Source organism: Lysobacter sp. Soil_N_51 (assembly GCF_057655755.1).
The window spans coordinates 210,416-233,518 of sequence record NZ_JBDGLR010000002.1; the positions used below are offsets into that span (position 1 = coordinate 210,416).

Annotated in this window: 18 protein-coding genes; 7 read left to right on the forward strand and 11 right to left on the reverse strand. The window is 67.3% G+C overall.

Annotation, left to right across the window (positions count from 1 at the left end; translation table 11 throughout):
- From AC3A4T_RS03920 to chrA, 3 genes are all read right to left on the reverse strand, one after another.
- Positions 1-759 carry a LytR/AlgR family response regulator transcription factor gene (locus AC3A4T_RS03920; RefSeq protein ID WP_487674195.1) on the reverse strand — a complete coding sequence of 253 codons (759 nt, stop codon included), beginning with the start codon at positions 757-759 and terminating at the stop codon, positions 1-3.
- Complete coding sequence (locus tag AC3A4T_RS03925; protein ID WP_487674196.1) at positions 747-1,802, reverse strand: sensor histidine kinase; 1,056 nt, start codon at positions 1,800-1,802, stop codon at positions 747-749. Before AC3A4T_RS03925 ends, AC3A4T_RS03920 begins: the two co-directional genes overlap by 13 nt.
- Before the next feature lie 107 nt (positions 1,803-1,909).
- The gene (gene chrA, locus AC3A4T_RS03930; RefSeq protein WP_487674197.1) at positions 1,910-3,151 is read right to left on the reverse strand and encodes a chromate efflux transporter; all 1,242 of its coding nucleotides are present in this window, start codon (positions 3,149-3,151) and stop codon (positions 1,910-1,912) included.
- 98 nt (positions 3,152-3,249) lie between these two features.
- Between chrA and AC3A4T_RS03935 the strand changes: the two genes are divergently transcribed.
- The 3 genes from AC3A4T_RS03935 to AC3A4T_RS03945 all read left to right on the forward strand — a co-directional run bounded on the left by AC3A4T_RS03935 (position 3,250) and on the right by AC3A4T_RS03945 (position 7,191).
- Positions 3,250-3,417, forward strand: a complete 168-nt coding sequence (locus tag AC3A4T_RS03935; RefSeq protein WP_487674198.1) for a hypothetical protein — start codon at positions 3,250-3,252, stop codon at positions 3,415-3,417.
- 443 nt (positions 3,418-3,860) lie between these two features.
- The gene (locus AC3A4T_RS03940) at positions 3,861-4,049 is read left to right on the forward strand and encodes a DUF6229 family protein (protein ID WP_036102482.1); all 189 of its coding nucleotides are present in this window, start codon (positions 3,861-3,863) and stop codon (positions 4,047-4,049) included.
- A gap of 259 nt (positions 4,050-4,308) precedes the next feature.
- Positions 4,309-7,191: a type 2 lanthipeptide synthetase LanM family protein gene (locus tag AC3A4T_RS03945; protein ID WP_487674199.1), complete on the forward strand. Its 2,883-nt coding sequence runs from the start codon at positions 4,309-4,311 to the stop codon at positions 7,189-7,191.
- A gap of 68 nt (positions 7,192-7,259) precedes the next feature.
- Here AC3A4T_RS03945 and AC3A4T_RS03950 read toward each other — a convergent pair whose 3' ends face one another.
- Entirely contained in the window at positions 7,260-8,204 is a 945-nt protein-coding gene (locus AC3A4T_RS03950; RefSeq protein WP_487674200.1) for an extracellular catalytic domain type 1 short-chain-length polyhydroxyalkanoate depolymerase, read from the reverse strand.
- A 364-nt stretch (positions 8,205-8,568) separates the two neighbouring features.
- Between AC3A4T_RS03950 and AC3A4T_RS03955 the strand changes: the two genes are divergently transcribed.
- Positions 8,569-9,030: a MaoC family dehydratase gene (locus AC3A4T_RS03955; protein ID WP_487674201.1), complete on the forward strand. Its 462-nt coding sequence runs from the start codon at positions 8,569-8,571 to the stop codon at positions 9,028-9,030.
- A 19-nt stretch (positions 9,031-9,049) separates the two neighbouring features.
- Here AC3A4T_RS03955 and AC3A4T_RS03960 read toward each other — a convergent pair whose 3' ends face one another.
- Positions 9,050-10,012, reverse strand: a complete 963-nt coding sequence (locus tag AC3A4T_RS03960; protein ID WP_487674202.1) for an AraC family transcriptional regulator — start codon at positions 10,010-10,012, stop codon at positions 9,050-9,052.
- Between the two features lie 277 nt (positions 10,013-10,289).
- Between AC3A4T_RS03960 and AC3A4T_RS03965 the strand changes: the two genes are divergently transcribed.
- From AC3A4T_RS03965 to AC3A4T_RS03975, 3 genes are all read left to right on the forward strand, one after another.
- A complete protein-coding gene (locus AC3A4T_RS03965) occupies positions 10,290-12,536 on the forward strand; it encodes a TonB-dependent receptor (protein WP_487674203.1) in 2,247 nt (748 codons plus the stop codon).
- Between the two features lie 49 nt (positions 12,537-12,585).
- Complete coding sequence (locus tag AC3A4T_RS03970; protein WP_487674204.1) at positions 12,586-13,473, forward strand: alpha/beta fold hydrolase; 888 nt, start codon at positions 12,586-12,588, stop codon at positions 13,471-13,473.
- Between the two features lie 103 nt (positions 13,474-13,576).
- Positions 13,577-15,160 (forward strand): class I adenylate-forming enzyme family protein, encoded by a 1,584-nt coding sequence (locus tag AC3A4T_RS03975; RefSeq protein ID WP_487674205.1) that lies wholly within the window; start codon positions 13,577-13,579, stop codon positions 15,158-15,160.
- A 329-nt stretch (positions 15,161-15,489) separates the two neighbouring features.
- Here AC3A4T_RS03975 and AC3A4T_RS03980 read toward each other — a convergent pair whose 3' ends face one another.
- From AC3A4T_RS03980 to AC3A4T_RS04005, 6 genes are all read right to left on the reverse strand, one after another.
- Complete coding sequence (locus tag AC3A4T_RS03980) at positions 15,490-15,702, reverse strand: hypothetical protein (RefSeq protein ID WP_056115669.1); 213 nt, start codon at positions 15,700-15,702, stop codon at positions 15,490-15,492.
- Between the two features lie 145 nt (positions 15,703-15,847).
- The gene (locus AC3A4T_RS03985; protein ID WP_487674206.1) at positions 15,848-17,923 is read right to left on the reverse strand and encodes a M13 family metallopeptidase; all 2,076 of its coding nucleotides are present in this window, start codon (positions 17,921-17,923) and stop codon (positions 15,848-15,850) included.
- Positions 17,924-18,011: 88 nt separating this feature from the next.
- Complete coding sequence (locus tag AC3A4T_RS03990) at positions 18,012-20,852, reverse strand: type 2 lanthipeptide synthetase LanM family protein (RefSeq protein ID WP_487674207.1); 2,841 nt, start codon at positions 20,850-20,852, stop codon at positions 18,012-18,014.
- Positions 20,853-20,988: 136 nt separating this feature from the next.
- On the reverse strand, positions 20,989-21,198 hold the full coding sequence (locus AC3A4T_RS03995; protein ID WP_487674208.1) for a DUF6229 family protein: 210 nt from the start codon (positions 21,196-21,198) through the stop codon (positions 20,989-20,991).
- Between the two features lie 441 nt (positions 21,199-21,639).
- Complete coding sequence (locus tag AC3A4T_RS04000) at positions 21,640-21,882, reverse strand: hypothetical protein (RefSeq protein WP_487674209.1); 243 nt, start codon at positions 21,880-21,882, stop codon at positions 21,640-21,642.
- Between the two features lie 215 nt (positions 21,883-22,097).
- On the reverse strand, positions 22,098-23,051 hold the full coding sequence (locus AC3A4T_RS04005) for a hypothetical protein (protein WP_487674210.1): 954 nt from the start codon (positions 23,049-23,051) through the stop codon (positions 22,098-22,100).
- Between the last annotated feature and the right edge of the window lie 52 nt (positions 23,052-23,103).

Here is a 23,103-nt window from a genome sequence, read left to right on the forward strand (position 1 = left end):
TCAGGCCCCGAGCCAATCGCGCAACGCGCCGGCGCGTTCCTGGCTCACCACGATGTCCTGCTGGCAGCCGGCGATCAATTCCAGTTCCAGTTTGCCCTTGAAGCCGCGATGCACGCGCGCGATCGCGTCGATCTGGACGATGGTCTGGCGGTTGGCGCGAAAGAATCGCGCAGGGTCGAGCATCGGCATCAGCTCGTCGAGGCTTTGCGACATGACATGGCCGCGCGCCTCGCGGGTCACCAGCCGGACCACGAGGTCCTTGTGGAAGTAGGCGATGTCGCGCACCGGAACCGAGGTCAGCACCTGCCCGGTGGCGACCAGGAAACGTTCGCGATAGCGCTGGCCCGGGCCGAAATAGGCCTGGGCCAGATCGACAGGACGAGGGGCCGGGCTTGTACCGGCCAGGGTCAGCTGCCGCCACTTCGACAGCGCGAGCGCCAGGCGCTCGGGCCGCAAGGGCTTCAACAGGTAGTCGATGCCGAACGTATCGAACGCCTTCAGCGCGAACTGATCGTAGGCGGTGGTGAAGATGACCGGAATGCTGGCCGGGATCGCATCGAGAATCTCGAAGCACAGGCCGTCGGACAGATGAACATCCATGAACATCAAATCGGGCAGCGGCCGCCGCGACAATCGCTCGATGCAGGCCGCGACCGAGCCCAGTGGCGGTTCCAGTTGCAACTCAGGCGCGGTCTGCCTGAGCAGATCCAGCAGCGTCCGGGCCGCGATGGCCTCGTCCTCGACGATCAGGGCGCGCATGGCAGCAACGGCACGGTGACGCGGAACACGTGCGCGCTGCGTTCGATCCGGATCTCGCGCTCGGACAGCAGGCGATAACGCGCCTGGATATGGCTCAGGCCGTTACCGGTTCCGCGCGTATCGCCGCGGCGCTCGCGGATCGGATTGCTGACGGTCAGCGCGTCGTTCTCGCAGCGGATATCCACTTGCATGCCTTGTCCGGATTCGATGTCGTTGTGGCAGACCACGTTTTCCAGCAGCAGTTGCAGGGTCATCGGCGGGATCGCGCGGCCGGCGACTTCGTCGCAACCGCTTATCCGCACCTGCAGACCTTCGCCGTGCCTGGCCCGCAGTATCTTCAGATAGGCCTCGAGAAACGCAAGCTCCTGCGGCAACGGCACGAGGTCGAGATGGTTGTGCAGCAACACGTAGCGGAAGATGTCCGACAGATCGAGCAGTACCGAGCGCGCCCGCGCGGGATCGTGTTCGATCAGTCCGTACACCGTGTTGAAGCTGTTGAACAGGAAGTGCGGATTGACCTGGGCCTTGAGCGCGTCGAGCTCGGCCCGGGTGACGGCCAGACGTTGCTGTTCGGCCTCGGCCTGGGCGGCCCGCCACTGCCGGAAGAAATCGAACAGGAGTTGAAACGCGGCCAGGGTGGTGCCGAAGATCAGCGCCAGCAGCAGAGTGAAGGCGATATGCGGCCATCCGAGCACGTCGTCGGCGCCCTGGGCGATTTCGTAGAGCTTGAGCGGCACATAGATCAGCAACAGGTAAACGCAAGCGAACGCCACCGACAAGCCGAGCTGCGCCACCACCCGCAACGCGCCGGCTGTCCGCCACGACACATGCCGGTCGAGGCCGCGCGAAATCGCGCGAATGCCTTCCGCGATCACGTAGATATTGAACAGGTACAGCCCCAGCGCGGACCACGACCGACCCGGCGGCTCGTCGAACATCGCCGCCAGCTCGATGCTGGCCAATGCGAGGCCGGCGACTAAAGCCGGCACCCACAGCCGTGCCCATGTCTCGATGCGATCGGCGCGGAGGTCCAGGCGTTTCATCGAACCAGGGTGCCCGCTGACCTGCGCGATGCCAAGGATTGTGGCGCGAAGCCCGGATAATTCGCTTTGAGGCGGGACGATGCCGTCGTGTGCGGCTTCATCCCGCCTCACTGGATCGCGCCGCTCAGCCATGCCCAGGCCGATGCGGAGCCCACGCACCAGGCCACGGCCCACAGCGCCGGCAACCGGAAGATCGCCAGCATGCACAGCCCGATCGCCACGATGACTATATCGCTCGGGCTGTTCACGCCCTCGCGCCACACCGGGTCGTAGAACGCGGCGGCGAGCAGACCGACCACGGCGGCGTTGACGCCGGCCAATGCCCGAGCGGCGAGGCGACGCCGCGCTATCGCGGCCCATACCGGCAGCGTCGCGAACAGCAGCAGGAAACCCGGGAGAAACAGGCAGAACAGCGCGAGCATGGCGCTTGCCAGCGGCGCCGCGCCCGCGTCGACGCTGGCGCCCAGGTAAGCGGCCAATGAAAACATCGGCCCTGGCATCGCCTGCGCGGCGCCGTAACCGGTCAGGAACGTATCGGCGCTCATCCATCCGGTGGCGACCAATTCGCTTTCGAGCAAGGGCAGTACGACGTGTCCGCCGCCGAACACCAGCGCGCCGGATCGATAGAACGCGCTCGCCAGCCCGCCCAACGAGGGCGACCCGGCCGGTAGCAGCAATGAGCCGGCCAGTCCGGCCAAAAACAGCAGCGCGCAGATCGCCGCGGTCCGGCGACCGTAGGCAACCGGAAAGGATGCGATCGCGCCGGTGGCGACGGCCGGACACAACCACGCGCCGAGCGCGCCGCCGGCCGCGATCGCCAGCAACTGCCAGCCGGCGCCGCCGAGCAGCAGCACCAGCGCGCACGCAGCGGCCGCGATCGCCACGCGCCGCAGATCGGGCGTCAGGGTACGCGCCATGCCGATCAGGCCATGCGCGACCACGACCACGGCCACGAGCTTGAGCCCATGCACCACCACCGCGCCGGCGGCATGACCGAGCAGGCGCGGCGCATACACGGCGAGGCAGAACATCAACAGCATCGACGGCGCGGTGAAGGCGATGAACGCCGCCGCCGCGCCCCACCATCCGGCGCGAAACAGGCCGATGGCCACGCCCATCTGGCTGCTGGCCGGCCCGGGAAGAAACTGGCATAGCGACAGCAACTGCGCGAACGAGGCATCGCTGAACCAGCCGCGACGCGAGACGAACTCCTCGCGGAAGTAGCCCAAGTGCGCGATCGGCCCGCCGAAGGAGGTCAGGCCCAGGCGAAGAAAGATCCGGAATACTTCGCTTGCATCGCCGCGCGTCGTGAACGAAGGATGCGACTGGGGGTCGGGCTGCGGATTCATGCCTGAATTGTAGCGGGACGATTTCGATCGATGACGGCGACAACCGGCGAGTCGGCCGATCGGTCGAACGCGGCGGACCGAACGGAGTGGAGCTGCGCATGCCGGTCGGCGAGGTGAGCGAAGCGGCGTATCGGACACCGGGCAACCGTCCGGATTGCGCAGCGAGCATCGGACGAAATGGTCGGGCCGATCTTCCCGTCGATACTTCCCTCGGCATGCGCCACGCCAATGCTATCGACATCGACACGCGCAGTGGCGCCGCATGAGGCGATGAGCCAACTCTCGCGAGTCGCACTTTGCGCTTGAGCGTCGCATCGATCCGACGTCGCACGATCGAGTTCTACAGACGCTTGTGCATCGCAACAGAGCAGGCGTCGCCGTGGCGACGCGCCCGACGTGTTTGATTCGCGATGTCTTCCGCGGAAAAGCGTCGATGCGGTCACCTTTAGTTGACCGGGCGCAAGCTGTCGCAGCGTCCGAATCCGGGCCTGTATGCGTTTCCCATCCGAGGATCCTTTTCGACCCGCGCAAAAACTCATCGCCCCGCGATCTCACACGCCGATACCGCAATCGATCCCGATTGACACCGCTCAAGCGTGCCTCTAGCGTGTGCGCTCGCGTTCCGTGCCTGGAGTCGCTGCAACAACGCATGGACGCGAGACGTCTTTCCTGCACTTCAACCGCAGTCGACGCAACCAAGGAGTAGGTGATGAGCGATGTTTCCGAAGGCGCGGCCCTGGTCGCCCAGTGGCGCACCGATGCTGAAAGCAACAACCCGGCGGGCCCTCTGTTCATCGGAGGCGAGTACGTAGAGTCGGACATCATCGGTGAAGTGGCTCCGGCCATCACCGGGTGTTCGCTTTGTACCGGTTCGATGCGCATTAACTGCTGCGCCTGATCCACGCGACACTCGATGTGCGCCAGGCCGTCCGCCGACTCTCGCAAGCGGCGTCGGCGGCCTGGTTTATCGGCCGCGCCCGCGCGCCGGTCGCGCATCCCCGGGTTTGGCAACGACCCGACTTCTTACCGATTCGCTACGGCCGCAAGGGCGATGCCATGGATGCAATGCAGCATGCGCGCGGCGGGCGTCGCCGTCGCGATGACGTGAGCCCGGTTGCGCGGTTGCGTTTCCCGCCAGCCATCGCGGCCGATCGCGCGTGACCGTCGCCGCGATCGAGGAAAATTTCGAGGCCTCGCTGCATTGCCTGGTCGAACCGGCGCTCGATGATTTGCGCGCCGAGCTTGCGGCGATTGACGGCCTGGGCGCGGGCGAATCCGAGGCGGTGCTCGCCGCGACGCGCGAATCGCTGCTGACCTTCCTGCACGGCAAGCTCGCCCGTGTGCTGGTGCTCGAACTCAACGCCGCGCGCGTCACCGGCCGCCTCGACGGCAGCGATGCCGCGCTGCGCTGGGCGCAGTTCCGCGAGCTGTCCTCGCAGCGCTCGTTCTGGGACGAACTCGCACCGCATTACCCGTCCTTGCCGCTGCGCATCGGCCGGATCGTCGCGAATCGCTGCGCGGCGTCGCTGGATTTCGCCCGCCATTGGGGCGCCGACAAAGAAATGCTGGCGCCGTTGTGCGGTCAGGCGCCGGGCGAACTGCGGCAACTGAGTTTCGGCGCCGGCGACAGCCATCGCGGCGGGCTGTCGGTCGCGCTGTTGCGTTGCGACGGCGGCCGGCTGGTGTACAAGCCGCGTTCGGTCGCGATCGACGGCGCCTTGCATGCGTTCGTCGGCGAACTCAGCGCCGACGCCGCTATCGAATCGAGCATCCGCGTGCCGCGCGTCATCGAGGGCGGCGAGCATGGCTGGGCCGAATTCGTCGCCCACCGTTACGCCGCCGACGAGGTCGAACTCGGCGCGTTCTATCGCGGCATCGGTCACTGGCTGGCGATCATGCGCGCGCTCGGCGGCAGCGATCTGCACGCCGAGAACCTGATCGCCACAGGGCCGAGCCCGGTGGTGGTGGATTGCGAAACCTTGTTCACCCCGCGCATCGCGCCGCATCCGTCGGGTTTCGGCGAGGCCTACGATCAGGCCGCGGGCCTGCTGGGTCGCAGCGTGCTGACCATCGGCCTGCTGCCCGGACGCGGCCAGGGGCTGGGTTGGCGTGGGGTCGACAACTCCGGCATCGGCATGCTGCCGGGGCAGCAGCCGATGATGCCGCTGCCGCATATTCTCCAGGCCGGCACCGACCGGGCGCATATCGGCATGGCGATGTTCGAGGCCGGCGTGGCCCAGAACCATCCCTGCGCGCAACCGGCGCTGGCGAGGTTCTGGCCCGATGTGCTCGATGCCTTCGACGGCATGACCGCGCATCTGCAACGGCTCGACGACAGCGGCGCGTTGCGGCAACGTCTACAGCGTTTTGCCGATTGCGAAGTGCGCGTGGTCACGCGCGCGACCGAGGTCTACGCCGAAATCGGCCGGATGCTGTGGCATCCGGTTTCGCTGCACGACGATGCCACCGCGCGACGGCGCGCCCACGATGTGCTGGCGAAGATGGCGCGCAATAACTCGATCGCGCCGGCCGATCCGGCGGTGATCGACGCCGAGATCGACGATCTGCTCGACGGCGACGTGCCGTTCTTCAGCACGCTCGCGCGCGACGGCCGTCTGGCCGGTCCACGAGGCACGTTCTGGCTTGCGCCTTGCGATCTGGTCGATCACGCCCTGCAGCAATGGCGCAGCTCCGACCTGCCGCTGGAACGAAGCATCATCCAGGCCGCGCTGGTCAGCGCCTACCTCAACGATGGCTGGGTGCCGAGCGAGCAATCGCTGCGGCCGCAGCAGGTGCGCGACGGCGATATCGACTCGCGCCGGCGCGCGCAGGCGGCCGCGATCATGCGCCGCTTACTGGATGCGGCGATTCGCGGCCGCGACGGCAGCGTCGCCTGGATCGCGCCGAGCGTGAGTCCGACCGGTTCGTCGATCCAACCGATCGAGCAGGACTTGTACGGCGGCGTGTGCGGCATCGCGTTGCTTGCGGCGGCCTACTCGCGCGAGATGCAGGCCGGCCGCGCCGATCCGGTCGACGGCGTCGACGAGCTGTTGGCGGCGACGTTGCATACGCTCGATCTCGCCGAGGACAAACGCCGCGTCGCCGAAAGCCGCGCGCTCAAGCTGCGGCCGCGATCGATCGGCGCTTACATCGGCCTGGGTTCGCAGATATGGACCCATCTCGTGCTGGCGCATTGGGGTCGCGACGGCGGTCAGGGCGTGCAACGCGCGCGCGCGCTGGCCGATCGCATTCCGGCCGCCGCGGCCGCCGAGCGCAGCAACGATCTGATCGACGGCGTGGCCGGCGCGATCGCGCCCTTGCTCGCACTGGCCACCGCGAGCGGCGAGTCGGCGTATCTGACGATGGCGTGCGAACTCGGCGATCTGCTGGCCGAACGCGCCCAGTATCGCGGCGGCGCCGCATGCTGGGCCGAGACGCGCTGGCCCGACGGCATGGGCGGCTTCGCCCACGGTGCCACCGGTATCGGCTGGGCCTTGAGCAGGCTCGCTCGCGCTTCCGGCCGGTCGAGTTATCAGGCGCTGGCGCAAGCGGCGTTCGCGTTCGAGGATTCGTTGTTCGATCACGATGAAGACAACTGGCTGGATCTGCGCGACTTCGAAGAAGCGCGTTCGACCGCGGCGTGGTGCCACGGCTCGGTCGGCATCGGCCTGGCTCACGTCGATCTCGATCCGCGGTTGAGCGATTCCGCCACGCGCCTGCTGGTGCGGCGCGCGGCGGCGGCGACCTGGCGCATGGGGTTCGGCGCGAATCACGGCCTGTGCCATGGCGATCTGGGTGCGTGGGAATTGCTCGATCACGCGATCGCGCTCGGCGAAGCGCCGCAAGGGCTCAGTGGCGAGCATCTGCTGGCGTCGATCCTGACCAGCCTGGAGGATCACGGCCCGACCTGCGGCGTATTGCGCGATACCTTCGTGCCGGGCCTGATGTCGGGGCTGGGCGGCATCGCCTATCAACTGCTCAGGGCGCATCCCGACAGCGACCTGCCGTCGGTGTTGACGCTGGCCGATCCGGGCCGCTGAGCACGTCGATATCCGATGCGGCGCGCGGCGGCCGCATCGGATTCGATCGAATCGATGCGACGCGGCGGTCAGGGCTTGGGATGGGCGAGAAAGAAATCCCAGGTCAGGTTGCTGGCATCGGGGCCGGAGGTATCGCCGTACAGGCTGCACGCGCAGCCGCCGGGATAGGCATGGCCCGCGCCGTCGATCATGTATTGCTCGATCAGTGATTGACCCGCGGCGTCGCGATAGGTCGTGCGCGTATACGAACGACCACCGGGAACCTGACCGTATTCGACCTCGTCGGCGACCGCATCGATGCCATCGATCGTCGCCCATTGCGCGGCGATGCGATCGGCCGTGGCCGGTGGAACCACGATATCGGCCGTGCCCTGGAAGATGATCGCGGGCACCGCGCGACGGCGGCTGCCCATTTCCGCGATCGCCTTGTTTCCCGCAGCCGCTCCCGATTGCTGTTGCAGGATGTCGCAATCGTATTCACAGCCGGCCAGGATGCTGGTGGCCGCATACACGTCCGGATAGGTGATGGCCATGATGTTGGCCATGACGCCGCCCGCGGACACGCCGGTGACGTAGATGCGCTTCGCATCCACGCTGTACTGCGAGCGCACCTTGTTGGTGATGCCGGCGATCAGCGCCGGTTCGCCCATGCCGCGATGACGGTTGCTGCTCAGGAACCAGTTCCAGCAGCCGGCCGGGTTGGCGAAATTGTTCTGGTCGGGAAACACCACGATGAAGCCGCGTTGCTCGGCCACGCGCGCCCAGCCCGACAGCAGTTCGAAGCCGACGTCGTTCTCGGTGCAGCCGTGCAGCGCGACCAGCAGCGGCATCGCCACGCCCGGCCGGTAACTCGTCGGTACATAGCCATGGTAGTCGCGCGCGCCGAACACGCTGACGTAGGCGCCGTTGAAATAACCGGCGGCGTAGGAGGGACTCGGGATCGCGACGGCCAGCATCAGCGCGGCCAGCGCGAGGATGAGGCGACGGCGTAGCGACTTGCGCAACTCGTACATGCCACTGTCTCCTGGTGGGTACGGCGGGGTGGAGCGTGCGGACGTCGTGGGCCGATCATCGGCGAGGCCGGCGATGTTCGCGATTGCCGCTGCCTGCGGTGCGCAGGGAGACGAGCGCTCGAATAACGGTGTTGTAGCCGCTTGCGGGCCACTGCGTTTTACCGTTGGCGAACTCGTTGTTGACGTACGCCGAACCCGAATTGCGAGCGGCATCGCGCGACGCCCGCAACCGCCTTGTAGTCGCGCGGCAGGTCCGCAATGATGCGGCGACGCCGGTGCGGGTTCGCTGCCGCGTCACGAACCGATCGAAACGCCGCCGTTTGGCGGCTCGCCGCGCAATCCCATCGCAACCCGTGGAGAGGGCATGACCGCTCGCTATAGCCTGGATACCGTCGCCGATTTCGTGTCGCAGGAAATCGGCGTGACCGACTGGCAGACGGTCGAGCAGGCGACGATCGATCAGTTCGCCTCGGCCACCGGCGACCGGCAATGGATCCATGTCGATGTCGAGCGCTGCCGTCGGGAAAGCCCGTTCGGCGGCCCGATCGCGCACGGGTTCTTGTTGCTGTCGCTGCTCGCGCCGATGCAGATGCGGCTGGGGCTGATGCCGTCGGGCGTGTCGCGGGCGATCAACGCCGGCCTGGGCGAAGTGAAATTCCAGTCGCCGGTGCTGGCCGGCGAATCGGTGCGGCTGCGGGTGACCCTGGCCTCGGTCGAACCCAAGGGCGCGGATCGCTTGCTGATGGTCACCCGCAATGTGCTGGAGGTGCAGGGTAAGGACAAGCCGGCGCTGACCGCGAGCATGGCGGCTATGTTGTATCGCTAAGCGTCGCCGCTGGTCGCGCTCAGTGACGGCGCAATTGGGTCGGCGACACGCCGTAGATCTGGCGGAACACCCGGCAGAAATTCGACTGCGAGCGGAAGCCGTTGCGGTAGGCGATTTCCGAGATCGGCAGATTCGCCAGCGCGGCGCTGGTCAACATCTCGCGCGCCTTGCTCAGGCGCAGCGCGCGCAAGCGTTCCATCACCGACTGGCTGCTGTCGCGGAACAGCCGATGCAGATAGCCCTCGGAGATGCCGCAGCGCCGGGCGATGGTCTCGGCCGACAGATCTTCGTCGGCGTAATGCGATTCGATGCAGTCCAGCGCCTTCTGCTTGTGCGCGGCGGCCAGCGAACGATCGTCGCAGAAGGTGCGGGTATCGCCGCGCAGCATCAACGCGACCAGATCGCATAGCTGGGTGGTCAGCACCTGCGCTTCGCTGTCGCCGATCTGGCCGGCGAGGCGATCGATCTGGCGCGCGTACACGCCGAGCAATTCGGCGCGCGGGTCGCTGCCGTCCAGCGGCGCGGAAAACACCGTCGGCAGGTTGGACACGCGCTGGCGCAGCAGGTGCACCGGGATCAGGGTGTTGAAGCTTTCGTAGTGGCCTTCGGGCTGCACGTCGCCGACCACCGCCGCGGAGATCAGATAAATGCGTCGCGGCTCCAGCAGCACCTCGTGGCCGCCGACGACATTGCGCGAGCGCCCCGCGGCCGGCAGCGCCAGCACGTAGTTCTGCGCCAGCCCGGACAGATGCACCGAGGTGCGGCGCATGTGCAGGCCGCTGAGCGCGATGTGATTGAGCTGCAGCGCGCCGACCGACTGGCTCGCCAGCCAGCCCATGCGGCCTTCGGGCCGGGTCAGCTGGATGTCGGCGCTGCCGAACCCGGGCGAGGACACGGTCGACCAGCCGCCCGTCGCGACCGCGGGACTCGGCGCATTCCTCGCGGAAAACACCACGCGCGTGGAAGGAACGCTTGCGGACATCGGCCACCTCGGGCGCATCGGATCAGCGGCATCTTAGGAGCGATCCGGCCCGCGCCGCATGCTGCGACGCAGCACATCGAGTGCAGTCATCGTCAATGCGCGGTGCTGCAAACGTAGAACCGACCCGACCCATGGCCGCTATGTTGCTTGCGACACACCGGCGCCGATGGGGCGCGGTTCGGGTCGGACGCGGTCCGGCGTCCGGGCCGCACGCGGCGCGGCATGCATCCGATGACGGCCGCGCCTTGCGCGGCCATGGGCGAGGGGATCGAACGAAATGAAGCAAGGGATTTTGAGCGCGGCGATCGGTCTGGCGATGCTGATGCATCTGCAGCAGGCGCAAGCGCAGGACGCGGCCGAGCCTGAGCAGGCGCAGGCGCAGGCGCAGGCGCAAAGCACCGAAGCGTCGGTGAAGAAACCGACCCAGCTCGAATCGGTCACCGTGACCGCGCGCAAACGCGAGGAAACCTTGCAGGACGTGCCGATCGCGGTCAGCGCGTTCACCGCGTCGGCGCTGTTCGAACAGAACGTGCAGAACCTCGGCGACCTGCAGGGCAAGGTGCCGTCGTTGCAGGTGTATGCCGCGCGCGGCTCCAACACCACCTTGACCGCGTACATCCGCGGCATCGGTCAGGCCGATCCGACCTGGGGCTTCGATCCCGCGGTCGGCGTGTATCTCGACGATGTCTACCTGGCCCGGCCGCAGGGCGCGTTGCTCGACGTGTTCGATGTCAGCCGGATCGAAGTGCTGCGCGGCCCGCAAGGCAGCCTGTACGGCAAGAACACCATCGGCGGCGCGATCAAGTACGTGTCCAACCCCTTGCCGAAAACCACCCAGGGCTCGGTCGAGGCCAGCATCGGCACGCACGGCGAACAGGGCATCAAGGCGAGCCTCGGCGGCGCCAGCGACGACGGCGTGTGGCGCGCGCGGGTCGCGGCGGCGAGCATGCACAACGACGGTTATGGCGAAAACCTGACCTACGACAGCCGCAACGGCAACAAGAACACCAATGCCGCGCGCGCGACCTTGGGTTTCTTTCCGTCCGACGAGTTCAGCATCGAGCTGGCGATCGACGGCATGCACGACAATTCGAACCCGCGCGGCGCCAGGATGCTCAAGGCCAACCGCTTCTATCCGTCGTACCGGCCGCTGGACAGCGATTACGACACCCGCAGCGGCATGCCGCAGGTCAATCACAGCGAACTCGAAGGCGCCGCGCTGACCGCGAAGTGGATCGCCAACGCCGATTGGAGTTTCAAGTCGGTCACCGCTTACCGCAGTTCGGAAACCCGCTCGAACATCGATTTCGACACCTTGCCGCAGAAGATCGGCGATGCCGGCGGCAGCTACAGCGATCACCAGTTCAGCCAGGAACTGCAGGCGAATTTCGATTCCGGCGGCAGCGTGCACGGCGTGTTCGGGCTGTTCTATTTCAACGGCGCCGCCGGCGGCATCAACCGCAGCACGTTCCTGGGATCGCCGCCGTACACCTTGCTGGGCCTGTCGCAGTTCGCCGTCAGCAGCGGCAAGGTCGACACCCGCAGCGTCGCGGCCTACGCCGATTTCAGCTGGGACATCGATCCGGACTGGAGCCTGGACGTCGGCCTGCGCTTCACCGACGAAACCAAGCGCGCGCTGATCCTCAACTACGCCTACGCCGATCCGGAGTTCCAGCGGCCGATCGCGGAGCTGGCCAACTTCACCGGCTCGAATTCCTCGCGCAACGTCTCGCCGAAGGTATCGCTGTCTTGGCGCGCGAACGATCGCATCAACCTGTACGCCAGCTACAACACCGGGTTTCATTCCGGCGGCTACAACATCCGCGCCAACTGCGCGGTGATCCCGAGTTCGTGCCGGCCGATCGACGACGAGAAGGTCCAGTCCTACGAGCTGGGCAGCAAGATGACCTTCTTCGACGATCGCCTGATGATCAACACCTCGGTGTTCCACAACGACTATTCCAATATCCAGTTGTCGGTGTTCACCTCCTACACCTTGCCCGGCGGCAGCACCGGTTTCTTCGGCGACTACACCAACGCCGGAAAGGGCTATATCCAGGGGCTGGAGCAGGAGTTCGCGTGGAAGCCGTCGGAGCACTGGACGCTCAGCGGCAACCTCGCCTATCTGCGCACCAAGTACAGCGAGTACCTCAGCGGCGGCGTCGATATCGCCGACAGCCAGCGCTTCACCAACGCGCCGCGCTGGTCGGGTGGGCTCAGTCTGGATGGGCATTATCCGCTGGCCCGCGGCGGCAGCCTGGGCGGGCGGATCAACTACAGCTATCAGACCAAGATCTATCCGGAGACCACGTTGTCGCCGCTGATCGCGCAGCGCGCCTATGGGCTGTGGAACGCCGGGGTGATCTGGCAGATCAACGAACCGTGGACGCTGAGCCTGCAAGGCAGCAACCTGGCCGACAAGTCGTATCGAACCACCGGTTACAACGTCGCCGCGTTGGACATCGTGACCGGGTTCTATGGTGCGCCACGCACGGTGACCTTGTCGGCGCGCTATGAATTCTGAGCACTCGCCAGTCGCGAACCCATCGCACGCAGGGGATTTGACACCCACCATGTCGGCCGAACGATTCAATACGCTGCGCTGGCGCAGCCAGGACGGATTGCAGCTGTACGCACGCGATTACCCGGGCGCGCCCGGCGCCGAGGCATCGGCGCGTTGCCCGGTGATCTGCATTCCGGGCCTGACCCGCAATTCAGCCGATTTCAACGAGATCGCGGCGACGGTGGCGGCTAGCGGACGGCGGGTGATCGCCGTGGATCTGCGCGGACGCGGGAAGTCGCATTACGCCACCGATCCGGCGACGTACAGCGTCGATACCTATGCGCTCGACATCCTCGAACTGATGCGCTCGCAATCGATCTCGCGCGCGGTGTTCATGGGCACCTCGCTCGGCGTGTGGGTGACCCTGACCCTCGCCGCCAAGCGCGCCGACGCGGTGGTGGCGGCGGTGCTCAACGACGCCGGGCCGGAAGCGCCGAAGGCCGCGCTGGACCGGATCGCGCGTTACGCAGGCATCCCGGTGCCGCCGATGACGCGCGAGGACGCCGCGGCCTATATCGAGCGGATCGGCGCCGCGGCCTATCCGCGTTATACGCGGGCCGATTGGGTGGGCATGGTCGACCGCATGTTCCGCGTGCGCGACGACGGGCTGCTGGTGCTCAACTACGACCCGCGCATCATCCGCACCCTGGGCCCGATCAAGCTGTGGTTGCTGCGGCCGTTGCTGTGGCGCCTGTACCGCAAGCTCGCCACGCAGCGGCCGACCTTGATCCTGCGCGGTGAGTTGTCGGACGTGCTCGAAGCGCGCACCGCGCGGCGCATGGCGGCGGTGTCGCCCACCGCCCGTCTGGTCGAAGTAGCGCAGGTCGGGCATGCGCCGTCGCTATCGGAGCCCGATGCGGTCGCCGCGATCATGGCGTTGTTGCGCGAGGTGGATTGAATCGATCGCCCGAGCTTGTCGCAACCCGATCGTAAAGCCTCGGGACTCAGGTCCCGCCCATGAAAATCACGTGGCTAGCTCGCAGCCCGGAGACTCCCGCGTCATGCTCACCATTCCCGCGCCGTTGTTGCCCGAGATCTTCGCGACCCATGGCCGCTGGCTCGGCACCAAGCCCGCGATCGTCGCGCCGGACCGAAGCCTGGACTGGCGCACCCTTGACGCGCAGACCAATCGGATCGCCAATGCGCTGATCGCGAGCGGCGCGTGCCATGGCGATCGCATCGCGATGCTGATGTCGAACTGCATCGAGATGGCCGAGCTCATCGTCGCGATCATGAAGGCCGGCTGCGTCGCGGTCCCGCTCAATACCGCGGTCAGCGACGCCAGCGCGGCGGCGATGATCGCCGACGCGGGCGCGACGATGGTGTTCGCGACCGCCGATCATGCCGCGCGCTTGCAGCCGATGGCGGGCGTGGCGCGGATCGAAGTCGGCGCGGTCGGTGGTTCGCGCGGTGACGTTTCGAGCGCGGCCGGATGGCAAACCTACGTCGATTGGCTCGGCAGCGCCGGCGTCGAGCCGCCGAATGTTCCGACCGCAGGCACCGACCTGTGCAACATCATCTATTCCTCCGGCACCACCGGCGAGCCGAAGGGCATCGTGCACAGCCACCAGGCGCGACTGCTGTGGGCCTACGACATCGGCCTGGCCCTGCGCCAGCATTCGGGCGCGCGCAGCCTGATCGTGACCGGGCTGTATTCGAACATCAGCTGGGCGGCCTTGCTGGGAACCTGGCTCAGCGGCGGCACCGTCGTGCTGCGCCATGGCTTCGATGTGGCCGACACCCTGGCGACGATCGCGCGTGAGCGGATCACGCATACGGCGATGGTGCCGGTGCAGTACCAGCGGCTGCTCGATCATCCCGCGTTCGCGGCGACGGATCGTTCCTCGCTGCAAATGGTGATGAGCGTGGGGTCGTCGTTGCCGTTGACGACCAAGGCGCGCTTGATCGAGACCTGCCGCTGCGATGTGGTCGAGGTGTACGGCACCACCGAAGGCATCCTCACCGCCTTGGCGCCGGAAGACGCGCAAGGCCGGCTGGCCTCGGTCGGCAAGCCGCTGCCGGGCGTGCAGTTGTCGATTCTCGACGCGGACGATCGCGCGGTCGCGGCCGGGCAGGCGGGCGAGATCGTCGGCCGCAGCCGGTTCGCGATGGACGCGTACTGGCGCCGGCCCGCGGCGACCGCCGAGGCGATGTGGATCGATGCGGATGGGCTGCCGTGGCTGCGCACCGGCGATATCGGACGCTTCGACGACGAGGGCTATCTGTACATTCTCGATCGCAAGAAGGACCTGATCATCTCCGGTGGGCAGAACCTGTATCCGGCCGATATCGAAGCGGTGCTGATGGAGCACGAGGATGTCGGCGAATGCGCGGTGATCGGCATCCCCAGCCCGACCTGGGGCGAATCGCCGCTGGCGTTGGTCGTGCTCAAGGATGGCGGGCTCAAGCAGCGCGGCGCCGGCGATGCCGAGCAGATCAAGGCCTGGCTCAATCAGCGCGTGGGCAAGCAACAGCGCGTGGTCGCGGTCGAGCTGCGCGAGCATTTGCCGCGCAATCCCACCGGCAAGTTGCTCAAGCGCGAACTGCGCGCGCCGTATTGGCGAGATGTTAGGTCCGGGGCCTGATCGACGGCCATATTCGCCTGTCGTCTGGTAGTTGCGCTGTCGGCATCGCACCCCGATCGGAGGCGATTCCGCGCGACGATATCCGCTTGAATTATCGGGTCTTCGATCCGCCCGTCATCGGTTGCGACCGCGGGCGGCCCGCGCCGCGATGTCGCGCGCGTTCCGGACCGCGCGCCGGGGCCAGGCCCCGGCGGCGGCTTGTATATGGCGAATCGCCGGACGCTTTCAGTCCGCGCCGTCGATCCGCTTGGCGCGTCGACGATCGAACAAGTCGGGCGTTACCGTCCGCACGCGGGGCGATCCCGCGTGCGCCTCACGCCCGTGCAGGCTTATTCGTCCTCGCCTTCCTCTTCCTCTTCTTCGTCCTCGTCTTCTTCGTCCTCATCCTCGTACTGCTGGCCCAGCGAGTAGCGAATCCACGGCTCGCCCTCGGTGTGCTTGCCGGTGGCGATGGCGATGAGCACCCAGCCTTCGTCCAGCAACCGATTGACGTCCTGCACGCTGTCGGTCTCCTGGACCGTTCCGATCGTTTCCAAATCCACTGTGGGTGTTTCCTTGAGGGCGGCCGACAAGGATAAATCAGCCGCGTGTCATGGGTAAGAACGCGGTGTCGTCGGCGCCGACCCGGCGGGCGGTCTCGGGAGGTCCGGGTCGGTCCGGACCACGGCGATCATCGAACCGAGGTGGTTACCAGATCGAGGCGCGTCGATCGGGCGCGACGAACAGTTTCGCCCCGGCGTCCACGTCGAACGCGTCGTACCAGGCCTGCAGATTGCGCACCACGCCGTTGACCCGATACCGCGACGGCGAGTGATAGCCGCGCTCGATGTCGGCGCGCAGCGATTCGTCGCTGTCGAGCGAGCGCCACAACTGCGCCCAGCCCAGGAAGAAGCGCTGTTCGCCGCTGAATCCGTCGCGCAGCGCGTGGGTGTCGATGCCGTGCGCCGCCGCATACAGGCGATACGCGTCCAGGGCCACGGTGACGCCGACCAGGTCGGCGAGGTTCTCGCCGAGACTGCGGCGGCCATCCAGATGCGCGCCGGGCAGCGGCGCATACGCGGAGTACTGGGTTACCAATACCTCGGTCTTCGCCTCGAACGCGGCGCGCGCGGGCGGCGACCACCAGTCGCGCAGATTGCCGGCATCGTCGAAGCGCGAGCCCTGATCGTCGAAGCCGTGCGCCATCTCGTGGCCGAGCACCGCGCCGATCGCGCCGAAGTTGACCGCGCTGTCGGCGCTGGCGCTGAAGGCCGGCGCTTGCAGCAGCCCGGCCGGAAACGTCACCGCGTTGAGTTGCGGGCTGAAACTGCCGTCGACCGACTGCGGCGGCAGATGCCAGCGGTACGGTCTTTTTGGATCGTTGAGATACAGCGCATCGAGCTTGATCTGCGCGGCCTTGAGGCGATGGATATTGCCGATCGGATCGTTCGGCAGGATCTCGACTTCGGCGTAGTCGCGCAGGTCGTCGGGATAGCCCAGACGCAGCCCCATCCGCTCGATCTTCGCCAGCGCGGTCGCGCGCGTCGCCGGGTCCAGCCAGTCGGCCTTGGCGATGCGCGCGCGGAACGCCTGCTTCATGAACGGCGCCATCGCCTCGACCGCGTCGCGGTCGGCCGATTTGAAGAACTGCGCGACGTAGCGGGCGCCGACCAGTTCCGGCAGGTTCTGGCTGACGAACTGGATGCCGCGCTCCGCGCGCGAGCGTCGGGTTTTCTGGCCGGCCAGGGTGGTGCCGTAGAACTGGAAGCTCGCATCCTGGAACGCGGTCGGAAGCAGGTGCGCGTGGTTGTGGACCCAGTGGAAGGCCAGGTACGAACGCCAGGTGTCCACCGGGGTCGCGGCGAAGATGGCCGCGCTGTCGCGGATGGCGGTGTCGGTGTTGAGCACCACGGTATCGACCGGGGGATAACCGCTGGCGTCGAGGAACGCCCGCCAGTCGAAGCCGGGCGCGTAGTCCGACAGTTCGGCGAACGGCATCGGGTGGTAGTTCAACGTGCGGTCGCGCAGCTGCTGCGCGTTCCATTGGACTTTGGCGAGCTTCGCCTCCAGCGCCAGGATCGCGGCGGCGCGGGCCGCGCCGTCGGCGATGCCGACGCGGGCGAAGGTCTGCGCGATGTAGTCGAGGTAGGCCGCGCGCAGGTTGGCGTATTGGTCGCTGCCGGTGTCGTAGTGGCCCGGGTTCGGCAGGCCGACAATGCGGCCGTTCGCGGTCTGCTGGTCCAGATGCAGCAGGCTGCGGCGCGTATCGCCGGCATCCAGGAACACGTAGCAGCCCACGATGGTGTGCGAGAGCGGATGGGCCATGCGCTGCGCGACCTGGGCATGGTCGGCGATGGCCGCGATCGCATCGAGGTCGGCGCGGATCGGCGCGATGCCGGCGCGGTCGATCGCCGCCACGTCGGCGTAGCTGGTGTACAGATCGGCGAGCTTGTCGCCGCCCGCGGCTTGCGCGGCGGCGGATTCGATGATGGTCTTGATGCGCGCCTGCGTGCGCAGGAACATCGCGTTCAATTCGCCGTACTGCGCATAGCCCGCGGGCCGCGTGGCGGTGTCGATCCAGCCTTGATTGACGTACTGGAAGAAGTCGTCGCCGGGTCGCAGCGTGTCGCTGATATGGCTCAGCTCGATGCCCCAGTCGGCGGCGGGCGTCGCCGTGGCGGCGAAGGCGTGACGGGTCGCCGCGACCAAGGGCAGCAGCGCCAGCCCCATGCAGATCCGCCTGCGTTCGAGGAGCAGGCCCGACGGTGGTTCGCGATCGCTCATGCGCGCGGCTCTTGTGACTACAGGTGTAGTCACACTAGCACGATGCAAGGCCGCGGCAACGGACCGAGGCCGTCGCGTCGGCCGCGGCTCAGGCCATCGCCACCCGTCGTTCCAGCAGCAACGGCGAGGCCAGTCCCGATTGCGGATGCATGCGGTTGAGGCCGTGGATCGCGCCGGACAGGCCGGTCATCAGGCCCGGGGTGAACGCGGCGCGGGTCAGGCCGCCGACCATGCCGCGATGTTCCTCGATCGAGGAAACGATCTGCGCGGTGGCCTCGTCGGGATCGGTCGCGCACTGCTCCGGATCCAGCGCGGCCGCGGTGACCAGCAATTCGCGCAGCGACATATCGCCGTGGCACAGGGTGTGGCTGGTGCCCCATTGATCGCGCACGGTGGCGACCGCGCGGCGCATGGTGCGCAGATGGCGCGGGCTGCGCGTGCGCGCGTACAGATCGCAGGCGCTCAGGCCGATGCCGACGCTGCCGTGGCACCAAGTCGGGAAGTTGAAGCTGCCGTCGACCTCGCGCGAATCGACCCAGTTGCCGAGGGTTTCGTCGTAGCACGATTCCTGGAAGGCGAATGCGGCGTCGGACAGCGCACTCCAGCGCGCGCGTTGCGGCGCGTCGCCGGCGCCGGCCAGGACCAGCCGTGCCAGCGCCCAGGCGATGCCGGTGGCGCCGTGGGAAAAGCCGTTCGATGGCCGCGGCGATCCACTGGTCGGCCAGCGCGCGCCGCGTTCGTCGACGATCGCGCCCGCTTCCAGCCGCTGCGCCGCGCGCGCGGCCAGCGCGGTCCAGCGCGCGTCGCCGGTCGCTTCGGCCAATCCGAGCAACGGCACGATCGCGCCGGCGGCGCCGTCGATGATGTCGAAGTGCTCGTCGTCGTCGAAACCGCGTTGTTCCAGCGCCTGCGCGCTGGCGATCGCGTGCGGCAGCAGTTCCGGCCGGCGCAGCAGATCGTGCAGGGTCAGCCAGGTCCACACTTGCGAGGCGTAACCGGTGAAGCCGCCGACCTTGTCCGGCACGTCGATCGCTTCCATCGCGATCTGGCTTTGCAGCGCGCCTTGCAGCGCCTGTTCGACGCCGTCGACCGGATCGGCGCGACCGTGCTGGACTTCGTGCTGATAGCCGGCGAGCACCACGGCGACGCCGCCGAGCCCGAAATACAGATCGGCGCGCACCGGCTGCACCAGCCAGCCGCCCTGGGTGATCTCGGGCGTGATCCAGGTGGTCGAGCCGTCGTCGCCGCGCACCGACAGCCGCAGCAGTCGCGCGATCGCCTCGGCCGCGAGCTTGCGCCGGCGCGTTTCGAGCCGTTCGCGATGCGGATGGCGGGCGACATAGCGATGGCCGCTGCGCTCTTCTTCGCGATCGCGCATGCGTTGATTGAGGTCGGTGGCGACCAGCGCGCTGCGGATCGTCAGTTCCTCCAGGTCGGTGCGCATGCCGCGCCAGTCGGCCAGCACGCCGTCGATGCGCGCGGCGCTCAACGGCTCGACGAAGATCGGCACGTCGCCGTAGCGCAGCGCGTCGATCTCGGCCATCACGTCGGCGTCGCTCGAGCGCTCGTTGGGCAGCATGATCGCGTTGCGCTCGAACAGGTCGCGCGCGCGCTCGATCGCCTCGGCTTCCTTGTGCAGCGAGGCCGGATGCCAGAGCATGCGGCCGACTTCGACATAGGCGCGGGTGGTGCGGCGGATGTCGCGCACCTTGCAGTCCTGGAAGCGCGCGAGCAGCGGCGCGAGTTCGCCGGTCTGGTCGAGCCGGCGCAGGCGGGCGGTGATGTCGAGAAAGCCTTCGCTGATCTCGTCCCAGTACCGCGACACGTCCGGACGCGGACTGGGGTGGTTCTGGGCGATGTCGACATCGACCTCGATGACTTTCAGTCGCGCCTGGGTCGTGCCTTCGTCGACGATGGTCGGCGCGCGCACGCGAGGCTGCTGCTCCGGCAAGGCGCCGGCGGCGGACATGTCGACGCCTTCGAAGCCGAGCGCGCGGGTGCGGAACGGCACGATGCCGGTGCGCAGCACCGAATTGCGGATCAGCGACTGGGCGAAATCGAAGGCCTGACCATAGGGCGTGGGCACCGGCTCGGGCACGATCTCGAACAGGCTTTCGACGTCGATCACCACCGGCACCGGGCCGACAGCGATCAGGTTTTCCAGGTGGATGTCGGTGCCGCCGAGCAGGCGCAACACCGCCAGCCAGTGGCCCAGGCCGCGATAGAAAGTGCGCAGTTCATCGTCGCCGTCGCAGTGGCGATGCTTGGCGAACGCGGCCCAGCCGTAGCGTTCGCGATCGATCACCGCGGGCACGCGCACGCGATCGGCGTCGTCGCCGAAAACGCGCGCGAGGAATTGGTCGAGCACGGCGTCCACGTGCAGCGAGCGCGGCTTGTACATGATCGCGCCGCCCTGCACCGACAGCTTGGCGACGGTCTGGCCGCCGTCGTGCAGGTCGCCCTGGCCCAGCGATACGCCGGTGAGCCGTCCGCAGGGCGCGCCCAGCAGCGGTGTCAGCAGGTCGCGATCGGCGATGAAGCGTTCGACCATGGTTTCGATCGCCCGGCGCTGCAAGTCGAGCGTGCGTTGCAGCCGTTCGCGCAGTGGCGGATAGCGGCGGTCGAGGTGTTCGGCGAACGCCGGCGTCAGGCAATGCGCGACGAACTGGGCGAAACAGCCGGCATCGTCCGCCGCGGTCAGTTCGCCGGCGCGCCGCGCCGCATGCAGCTCCAGCAGCAGCACGCGGTTGAGCTTGAGCTTGGCGTTGGTGTACAGCGCTTCGTTGCCCGCGGCCTGGATCGAGGCGATTTCCGTGGCGTCGAGCTGGCTCGAGAAGGTCGCGAGCCGGGCGGTGAAGGCGGCGCGCGTGGGCGCTGCGAAATGATCGATGATGCGGGCGAACGCATCCGTTGAAGCCGTTTCGCTCATCGGAACTGCGGATCCTTGCGGTGGGACGGAAACGGCCGCGTCGCGCGACCGGTCATCGGCGATGGCGCGCGGCGAAAGCATGCGGCGAAAGCACGCGGCCGGGCGCGAGGCCCGGCCGCGCGCCATCAGCCATCGATCAGCAGCAAAGGCAGCCGCCGCCGTAGCTGCAGGTGGTCCCGCCGAGCGTGCCGCACACGCCGAGCGTGGCGCGCATGTCGGTGCTGCCGAGCGCCGCTTCGGCTACGGCCTGACCTTCGATGTAGAGCGAACCGGCCGGATTGGCCTGGCCGTCGATGCTGTCGGAACCGTTGAGCCAGCCGGACACGACGTCGTCATTGTTCTGCATTGCCCTATCTCCTTTTGGGGTTCATTTAGAAGCGCGAATTCGGACAAGCCCTTCCCCGGCTTGCGAGTCGAACCGTTCCGAATGTGGCGTATCAACGCATGCGGCGCCTGCATCCGGCCAAAGCTTTGCGAGTGTCGGCAGGACGCGCTTTTTGCGCCGCACCCGTACGCTGCGCGCGAAGCGCAATGTGCGTCAACTGTTATTTTGGTGGTGCGTTGCAGCACTTGCCGCGGCGCCGAGAAAACTGTGATTGGCGTCGTAAGTGAACGCGTTACAGGTTTGCTGAATAGGCGAATGGGGTAGCGCGAGGTTGTCCGAAGCGTCGATCGCGAGGCGGCGTATGCACCGTCTGGCGAGGTCGACACGTGGTTCGGTTGCTGGCCGAATGACTGCCGGCAGAGCGAGCGCCCTGCCGGCGTGGATCGAATCATCGTGCCTCGTTTACTGCACCGGACCGTAGTAAGCGTCGATCAAGGTCAGATACCCGTACACGTTGTGATCCACGATGGGAGCGCAGCGCGATCGCGACAGAAATTCGTATACGCCGCCGCCGCTGTCGGACTGATAGATGCAGTGCCAGTACGATGCGGGAAACGCAGAGGCTCGTTCATTCGCTCCCTCGGCGACGGCTGCGGCCGAGAAACACAGCGCCATCAGTGCCGCTGCGCTCGATAACTTGTTCATTGGCGAATTCCTTTTTCATGTGGGATGCCGGACGGTCTGTCCGGTCTCCCATCCTGGACGGACGTCGGCGCGCGCGCCATCGGCGTTTTTCGCTTGTAGACGCAGTGCCCGCTGAGCGACGACATCTCGTCGCAAATCGACGGCCGATGGCATCGATGAACCCGGTCGTTTGCCGGAGTCGAGCGATCCGGTGCACCAAGCTTTCGACGCGATGCTTAAAACTCGCAGGCGTCCCAACCCGGTGGCGTGGTCTGGGTGGAAGGCCCGCGAAAATCGCGCAGCTTCGTGCGCGCCCATTCGTCGGCCTCGGCGCGTTGCGCCGGACTCAGATTCGCCGCGGTCGCGGCCAGTTGCTGGTCGAGCTGGGCGGTGCGGTGTTGTTCCGCGCCGAGGCGATACAGCTTGAGGTAACGATAGTGCTGCGCCGGATCGGTGCCGACCACGCCGGCGAGCAAGCCTTGCGAGCCCGGTTCGTAGGCTTTCTGCAGCAGGTCGACGACGCGCCAGTCGCCCTTGGCCAGGCCGGCGTCGATCATCGAGGTCGCGGCGGCGCGATAGTTGCGGATCGAATCGGGATGCTTGAGCAGGCTGCGCGCGTCGTACAGCGGGCCGCGTTCGAGATAGCACGCGCGCGCCCGCTCGTCGCCCAGGCGGGCGGCCTGGGCGATGTTCGGCACCAGGCTGTCGAGCATCGCGTCGCTGACGCCGTCGCACAGTTGCTGGCTGTCGCGCTGCGCCTGCTGGCGCAGTTCCACCGCGTCGAGCAGCATCTGGTAGGTGCGTAGCTGCGCCGCGCTCATGCCTTCGGTGGATTTGCGGGTGAGGGTGTCGGTCGCGTTCGCGTTCTTCCACTGCGTGGCGCGCAGATGCGTGCATTGGTTGAGATCGCGCATCAGCCGTCCGGCCGCATCCACGTCGCCGGCATTCGCGCGCGCCTGCAGCTTGGCGAAGGTGTCTTTCAACGGCGTTCCGGCGGTCGGTAATACGCCGCCTTTGATGACCTTGGGTGGCGCGTCGAAATCGGTCGTAGGTGCGGGCGCTGCGACACCAGCGCTGTCCGCGTTGATCGGCGCGGCTACGCGCGGCAGGCTCACATCCGCGCGGCCGACGAAATACGCGCCGGTCACCGCGGCGATCACGGCCACGCCCAACAGGATCGATCGCTTCATCTGCATAAGGTCCGGCCGGCCTGGGTCGGCCCACGCTCGAGCGTGGGCATGG